Raw genomic sequence first — 7,228 nt, 5'->3', positions numbered from 1 at the left:
CCGCCTGGAGGCCCACTACCGGGCCCGCCGCCACCACGCCCGCACCGGAAAACACACCCCGGGCGGGGATTCGGAAGGGGAGGACGGGGACCACTCCCCACCCCGGGCCGTATAGGCCACACCGACCGGATCCGAGAAACCGAACCGAGAAGCACCCCCCCAGGGGCGAGGCATCCTGCCCCGGGGGCCATCGAGGGTCGCCGATCGGCCACCCCGCCTGCTCCCGAACGGTTCTTCCACCACGCCAGGTGGCCAACAGCCCTGCCCCGGCGCCCTGCCGCCCCACCCGGCGATGATCTCGACGAAAGCGCTGCCAAATTCGCTGGAATGGCAGCACTTTCGTCGAGATCATCGCCGCAAGGACGCACCGGTCCGGTGGACGGCCGGGGCCCGTGAGCGGGGGCCGGGAGTGGGCAGCGTTCCTCAGAGGGGTCGCTCGGCGAACCGCCGACGACTAGCTTTCGGCGGTCACCGGCCCCACTGTCGAAACTGTCGAACCGCGCGGCAGGTGCTCCAGGATTTCCCTCCGCAAATCCTCCAGGTCCGCCCACCTCGCTGACACCAAGGCCGCGTTCGTCCGGCCTGCGTCGGACTCGTCCGCCGCCTCCGCAGGGACGACGGCGTCCAGGTCGGGGACGGGTGGGTGGGCAGGATCGGCCACCTTGAAGGTGCCGAGGGGGCCTACGCGCGCGCTTTCGTCCGGGAACGCCCCCTCTGACCCCGGTGCCGGGACGAGGGCCCCCTCCCTCAGATCGCCCCACGCCCCCTGCTCACGCTCCTCCTCAAACACGCGCTGGAAACCGGCCAGCTCGTCCGGGTCGGCGGCGAGGACACGGGCCCGCTCGCCCACCACCGGTCCACCCGCCATAGGCCCGCCCGCCACAGACGCCACTGGAACCTCGCGCACCTCGGCCACCAGCACCTCTTCGATGTCCGGGTGCCCGACCATGAACCCCTTCGCCCCGCCGGGCAGCCGCTCCGGGGCCACCACGACCAGGTCCGCCCACGGTTCGCCGAAAGTTCGCTCATCCGCCTGCTCGGCTGTGGCGGGTGGTGCGGATGTGACGGTCACAGCCAGGGCCGTGGCGGTGGCCGTGGCGGCGAGTGCGAGGACCGTGGTCTGTCGGCTGCGCATGGGCCGATTGGAACACGAGAGCCCGTCCGTCGAGGGGGACGACACGGGCGCACCGTTCGGCGCCCCACATAAGCGCCCCATGTCAGCGCCCACATCAACGCCTCACATCAGCACCTCAACAGCCCCCGCCTCAGCACTCCACCCCGCGCTCCCGGAACGCCGCCCGGTACTCCGTCGGGGTCACCCCCAGCGTCCTGCCGAACGACCGGCGCATCGCCGCCGACGACCCGAACCCCGCCTTGTGCGCGATCGCCTCCACCGGGTGGTCGGTCCCCTCCAGCAGCCGCTGGGCCACCTGCACCCGCTGGTCGTGCAGCCACCGCAGCGGGGTCGCCCCCGTCGCCTGGACGAACCGGCGGGCCAGCGTCCGCTCCGACATGCCCGCGCGCGCCGCGAGCTGGCGCACCGTGAGCGGCACGTGCAGGTTCTCCCTGGCCCAGGCCAGGGTCTCGGCGAAGGGGTCGCTCCCGGACACCGGCGCCTCGATGTACTGCCGCTGCGCCCCCGACCGGTGCGGCGGGGTCACCATCCGGCGCCCGATCTCCGCCGCCGCGTCCGCCCCGTGCGCCCCGCGCACCAGGTGCAGGCACAGGTCGATCCCGGCCGCGGTCCCCGCCGAGGTCCACAGGGTGCCGTCGTTGACGAACAGCGCCTCCTCCTCGACCACCGCGTCCGGGAAGCGTTTGCGCAGCTCCTCGATCCACATCCAGTGGGTGGTGGCCCGCCGCCCGTGCAGCAGGCCGGCCCGGCCCAGCGCGAACGCCGCCCCGCACAGCGCCGCGACCGGGGTCCCGGCCCGGTCCGCCGCGCGCAGGGCCGCCAGCAGCTCGGGCGGGTAGTCGAGCAGCGGGTCCGGTCCGCCCGGCACCACCACCAGGTCGGCCCCGGCGACCGCGTCCATGCCGTGGGTGGCGCGCACGCCCGCCCCGGGGTGGGCCGCGGCCGTCGCGCCCGCGACCCCGCAGCGCCGCAGCTCGAACCGGGGGACCCCGGCTCCGGTGCGGTCGATGCCCCACACCTCTGCCGACACTGCGTAGTCGAAGACACTCATACCGTTATAGATCAGTACGGATACGACACGCATGGCATGAATTGAAGCATGCCCGCCGTTTTTCCACTTTCCCGGCGTACCGGCAAAAGCGGAGCATCGATTCGGCCCCACCCCCACGTTCACGCCGCCCCCTGACCCCGGCACGAGGAGCGACATTCCCATCATGAGTGGCGCCATGTCGGCCCCTGTCACACCGCGAGCGCCCCGCGACTGGAAACGCCGCGCCGAGGAGCTGTTCACCGACCGGCTGCTCGATGAGCGCTCCCCCTTCCCGTGCGTCTTCGGGGTGGACGCCCTCCGGCGCGGCACGCTGCGCTTCGCCTTCGTGGACGACACCGCGGACCCCCCCTCGGAGACCCCCGGGGACGGGATCGAGCCCGCGGCCCGCGGCACCGCCCTGGCCCTGGCCGACTACGCCGCCCGGGCGCCCTCCATCGGCCACCGCACGTCCCTCGTGGTCGTCTACCGCGGCGCCCTGGGCCCCCACCCCGGCGCGGGCCGCGACGCGGTGAAGGCCTACCGGGACCGGTTCTGGGCCCTGCTCCAGCGGGTGCACCGGCTCGACGCGCACCCCTGGCCCGACGGGATCCCCCACGACCCCGAGTCCCCGACCTGGGAGTTCTGCTTCGCCGGGACGCCCATGTTCGTGGTGGTCAACACCCCCGCCCACGAGCGCCGGCGCAGCCGCGGCTTCCCCTACTTCTGCATCACCTTCCAGCCCCGGTTCGTGTTCGAGGGCCTGGAGGGGTCCAGCTCCCAGGGCCGGAACGCGCGCCGCATCATCCGCGGCCGGCTGGACGACTACGACGACGTCCCGCCCGCCCCCGTGCTCGGCGACTACGGAACCGCGGGCAACCGCGAATGGACCCAGTACTTCCTCGAAGAGGAGGAGGGGGCCGCCGTGCCCCCGCGTTGCCCCTTCTCCGTCCGTGCACCCCGGGCGCCCGGCGCCCAGAGAGCAGGTGAAGGATGAGCGTCCGCTTCTCCGACCGCGTTCCCCCGTCCGTCCCCGCCGAGATTTCCGCCCTCCTTCCCATGCAAGGCAGCATCGAACTCCAGAACGACGGCCCCGGAAAAGTCCACTCCTGGCATTTCCACAGCCTGAAAGAGGAACTGTTCGTCGTCTCCGGAAAGGTCCTCCTGTTCTGGATCGACGGCGACGGCTACCACCAGCGGGCCTGCCGGTCCGGCACGCACATCGCGCTGCCGGCGCGGACGGTGCACGGCTCGGTGGCGGGGGCCGGGGGCGCCGTGTACATCATCAGCCCGGAGGGCGGGCGGACCGCCGAGACGACCTTCCTGGACGGCTCCGAACACCCGCGGCCGGTTCCCGACTTCGAGTAGCCGCGCCCCCTGGACCGGCGGGTCCGCGCGATGAACCCCGGCCCGGCGCAAGGCGGGCGGCCCCCGTGCCCGCTCTGCGCCGACCGCGCGGACCCGCCTCTTCCGTTCCCGACCGCCGCGGCCCCTCGACGGCCGCGGCCGCCCGACAGCCACGACGAGCGGGAAGAGGCCCCACGTGAGCAGTACCCAGGACCCGCCGGCCGAGGCCGGCCGGCTCCGCGGCCACCTGCGCCTGCCCGGGGCGGTGGCGCTGGCGATCACCGTCGTGGTCGGCAGCGGCGCCCTGGTGCTGCCGGGCATCGTCTACGGCCGGGTGGGCGAGGCGGCGCTGTACACCTGGATCGCGGCCTCGGCCGCCGCCGTCCCGCTGCTCATCGTCTTCGCCCGGCTCGGCGCCGCCCACCCGGGCGCCGGCGGGGTGGCCGGGTTCGCCCAGGCCGCGTTCGGGCGGCACGCGGCGGCCGGGATGGAGGTGCTGGCGCTGGGCACCTTCGGGCTGGGCATCCCGGCGATCGCGCTGACCGGGGCGAACTACCTGACGGCGCTGCCCGGGCTGCAGGCGGTCCCGGTGACGGCCGCGGCGGCGGCGCTGCTGGCCGGTGCGGCCGGGGTGGTGGCCGCCGGGGTGAGCCTGTCGACCCGGGTGCAGGTGGTCCTGGCCCTGGTGCTGACGGTGATGCTGCTGGTCATCGGGGTGCTGGCGGTCGGCTCCGGTGATCCGGTGCGCCACCTGCCGCCGCTGGAGCCGGGGGCGGTGGTCACCGGCGTGCTGGTGATCGGCGCGGTCTTCTTCGCGTTCACCGGCTGGGAGATGCTCTCCTTCACCACCGAGGAGTACGCCGACCCCGAGCGCGACTTCCCGCGGGTGGTGGTCATCAGCTTCGTCATCGTCGTGGTGATGTACCTGCTGCTCGCGCTGGGCGTGCAGACCCTGCTGGACCGGGGCGACGCCGACGCGCTGGCGGCGCCGGTGGGCGCCCTGGTGGGCGCGGCGGTCTCGCCCGGCGCGGCCGGGGTGGTGGCGGTGCTGGGCGTGGTGATCATCGCCGCCAACCTGATCGGGGCGGTGTGGGGCGCCTCCCGGCTGGTCATGTCGAGCGCCCGGGAGGGGCTGCTGCCGCGCCCGCTCGCGCACCTGGGCGGCTCGGCGCAGCCGCGCCGGGCCGTGGCCGCGGCGCTGGCCGGGTTCTGGGCGGTTCTGGCGGCGAACGGGACGGGGCTGCTGTCGCTGGCCGAGCTGCTCACCATCGCCGGGCAGAACTTCTTCCTGATGTACCTGGTGTGCGCCGCGGCCTACGCCCGGCTGTTCCGGGGCGGGCACCGGGTGTTCGGGATCGCGGTCACGGCGGTGCTGGGCGGGGTGGCGGTGTTCTCCTTCGGCCCCTGGCAGCTGGCCTACTGCGCCGCGCTGCTGTCGGCGGGGGCGGGGGTGTGGGCGCTGCGCTCGCGCGGGGTCAGCCGCACCCCACGAACTGGGGGACGCTCGTGACCAGGTCCAGCCCGGTGTCGCCGAACCAGCGGTCCAGCAGCTCCTCCGCGGTGCCGTCCTGGTACATGAGGGTGATCGCCCGGTTGACCTCCTCACACCCGGCGACGTCCTCGGCGGCGATGCCCACCCCGTACTGCTCGTCGGTGAAGGGGGCGTTGACCAGGCGCAGCCCTTCGGGCTCCTCGGCCAGGTACCCGGCGAGGATGAGGTCGTCGGTGGTGACGGCGTCCACCTCCCCGTCCAGCAGCGGGGCGATGCAGTCGCCGTAGGCGGGCTCCTCGTGCAGCTCGGCGCCGATCCCCTTCTCCTCGATGACCCGGTCGGCCGAGTTCGACCCCTCGCCCTGGCACAGGGTGCGCCCTTCGAGGCCGCGCACGCCCTCCACGCCCTCCTCGTCCGCGCGCACCAGGATGTCCTGGTGGGCGACGTAGTAGGGGCCGCCGAAGCCGACCAGGCTCTTGCGCTCCTCGGTGATGGAGTAGGTGGCGAACACCAGGTCCACGTCGCCCGATCGCAGCACGTCCTCGCGCTGGGCCGAGGTGACGGCGGTGAACTCGACGTCCTCCTCGGCGACGCCCAGGTGCCCGGCGACGTACAGCGCCACGTCGACGTCGAAGCCCTCGAAGCGGCCCTCGCCGGTGCGCAGCCCCAGGCCGGGCTGGTCCGGCTTGACCCCGATCACCAGGGTGTCGGCGTCGGTGACCGACACCGGCCCGCCCAGGGCCGCCGAGCACCCGGCGGCGGCGGGCGCCGCCGCGAGGGCGAGAAGGAGTGCGGCCGTCCTCGTCATGGGTGCCTCCCCATCGCTGTCACCGGTACCGCGCATCACCGGTACTCCGCCAGGCGCGGGTAGATCCCGGCGACGACCAGCACCGCCAGGACCGCGGCCGCCGCGGGCAGGCCCCAGCCCCACCCGGTGGACCCGCGGTCGCCCGCCTCGACCGCCTGCTCGTAGTTGGCCCCGTGCGTGTCCTTGAGCTCCACGACGGCCGCGTCGAACTCCTCGTAGGCGCGCTGCACCTCGCCCACACGCACCTCGACGGCGGCGCCGGGACCGTCGTCGGAGGCGGTGCGGCGCAGCTCCCAGTCGGCCCGGGTGAAGGCGCGGTAGGCCAGCAGCACGTCGTCGACCTCGCCGGAGCGGCCCTGGTCGGCGAGTTCGGCGGCCTCCCGGCCGAGGATGCCGAGCATGCCCTCGCCCTTGGGGTACTCGCCGACCGCCCGGTCGACGCCGTCGTAGTAGTCGGCGAGGTCGTCGCCCTGGACGTACAGCAGGGAGCGCGCGTTCTGCAGGTACACCTGCTCATAGGTGTCGGCGCCCTCCCGGTCCAGCAGGAAGCGGCTCTGGTCGCCGTTCATGCCCGTGCACACGGCCCGTACCCGCGACAGCGCGAGCAGGGGGTCCAGGCCCTCCTCCTTGGCCTGGCGCATGCGTTCGGCCTGGAGGACCAGCACCCCGCCGGCGGCGACGGCGAGCAGCGCCGCCCCCGCCACGGCGGCGGCGACGGCGGGGTTGAGGACGCGTCTGAAGCGCGCGGCCGCCTCGTGGTGGGTCCACAGCAGGGCGGCGACGGCGAGCAGCCCCGCGGCGCCGGTGAGCCCGGCCCACAGCAGCACCGACGCGCGCTTGTCCTCGTAGGTGGCGCGCACGGTGGCGCCGCTGTCGAGGGTGAGATTGTAGGCCTTGGGGAGCAGCTCCAGCCGCATGAGGTCGGTGGCCTGGCGGTAGAGCTGCACGGTCTCCTCGGGCGGGTCGGGGTCCCCGTCCTGCTGGGCCAGTACCCGGGCCTCGGTGACGAGGCGCTGGTAGGCCACCAGGCCCCGCACCACCTCGCGGACGTTGCGCTCCTCGGCCCGGTCCCCCTCGGCGAGCTGGGCGGCCTGGACGACCGCCCGCCCTGCGTCATCGCGCCGCGCGTCGTAGGCCTCCCGCGCGCGCTCGGCCTCCTCTTCGCTGCGCTGCCAGACCAGCAGCATGGTGGCGGTCTGGGCGTCCATGTCGCTCAGCGCGTAGTACAGGTCGCCGGAGGCCGCGACCTTGGCCCCGGCGCCGTGCCCGATCACGGCGAAGCCCTCGCGGGCGTGCGCCATGCCGACCGCCGCCGCCGCGAACAGCAGCCCGACGGCGGCCAGGGCGGCGGCCGCCGCCCGGCGCAGCCGCCCCGGGGTGGTGGCGGGCCGGAGCACCGGGACCCCGGTGAGGCGCATC

General features: G+C 74.4%; 7 protein-coding genes. 3 read left to right on the top strand and 4 right to left on the bottom strand.

Annotated elements, in window-relative coordinates; genetic code table 11:
* Window positions 1-454: 454 nt before the first annotated feature.
* Window positions 455-1,135, bottom strand: a complete 681-nt coding sequence (locus O4U47_RS03300; RefSeq protein ID WP_270676013.1) for a hypothetical protein — start codon at window positions 1,133-1,135, stop codon at window positions 455-457.
* 130 nt (window positions 1,136-1,265) lie between these two features.
* A complete protein-coding gene (locus O4U47_RS03295) occupies window positions 1,266-2,186 on the bottom strand; it encodes a GlxA family transcriptional regulator (protein WP_270676012.1) in 921 nt (306 codons plus the stop codon).
* A gap of 163 nt (window positions 2,187-2,349) precedes the next feature.
* On the opposite strand from O4U47_RS03295, the gene O4U47_RS03290 reads away from it, so the two are divergent.
* The 3 genes from O4U47_RS03290 to O4U47_RS03280 all read left to right on the top strand — a co-directional run bounded on the left by O4U47_RS03290 (window position 2,350) and on the right by O4U47_RS03280 (window position 5,019).
* The gene (locus tag O4U47_RS03290; RefSeq protein WP_270676011.1) at window positions 2,350-3,159 is read left to right on the top strand and encodes a YqcI/YcgG family protein; all 810 of its coding nucleotides are present in this window, start codon (window positions 2,350-2,352) and stop codon (window positions 3,157-3,159) included.
* A 62-nt stretch (window positions 3,160-3,221) separates the two neighbouring features.
* A complete protein-coding gene (locus O4U47_RS03285) occupies window positions 3,222-3,530 on the top strand; it encodes a cupin domain-containing protein (RefSeq protein ID WP_270676010.1) in 309 nt (102 codons plus the stop codon).
* Window positions 3,531-3,705: 175 nt separating this feature from the next.
* Window positions 3,706-5,019, top strand: a complete 1,314-nt coding sequence (locus O4U47_RS03280; protein WP_270676009.1) for an APC family permease — start codon at window positions 3,706-3,708, stop codon at window positions 5,017-5,019.
* On the opposite strand, the gene O4U47_RS03275 is transcribed toward O4U47_RS03280, so the two are convergent.
* Both O4U47_RS03275 and O4U47_RS03270 read right to left on the bottom strand, forming a co-directional pair.
* On the bottom strand, window positions 4,985-5,809 hold the full coding sequence (locus tag O4U47_RS03275) for a glutamate ABC transporter substrate-binding protein (RefSeq protein ID WP_270676008.1): 825 nt from the start codon (window positions 5,807-5,809) through the stop codon (window positions 4,985-4,987). The two genes, O4U47_RS03280 and O4U47_RS03275, sit on opposite strands and share 35 nt — an antisense overlap.
* 35 nt (window positions 5,810-5,844) lie before the next feature.
* A complete protein-coding gene (locus O4U47_RS03270) occupies window positions 5,845-7,227 on the bottom strand; it encodes a hypothetical protein (protein WP_270676007.1) in 1,383 nt (460 codons plus the stop codon).
* Window position 7,228 lies beyond the last annotated feature (1 nt).

It is taken from the genome of Nocardiopsis suaedae (assembly GCF_027706745.1).
In the GTDB taxonomy this organism is placed as follows: domain Bacteria; phylum Actinomycetota; class Actinomycetes; order Streptosporangiales; family Streptosporangiaceae; genus Nocardiopsis_A; species Nocardiopsis_A suaedae.
This window is presented reverse-complemented; position numbering and strand designations above follow the sequence as displayed.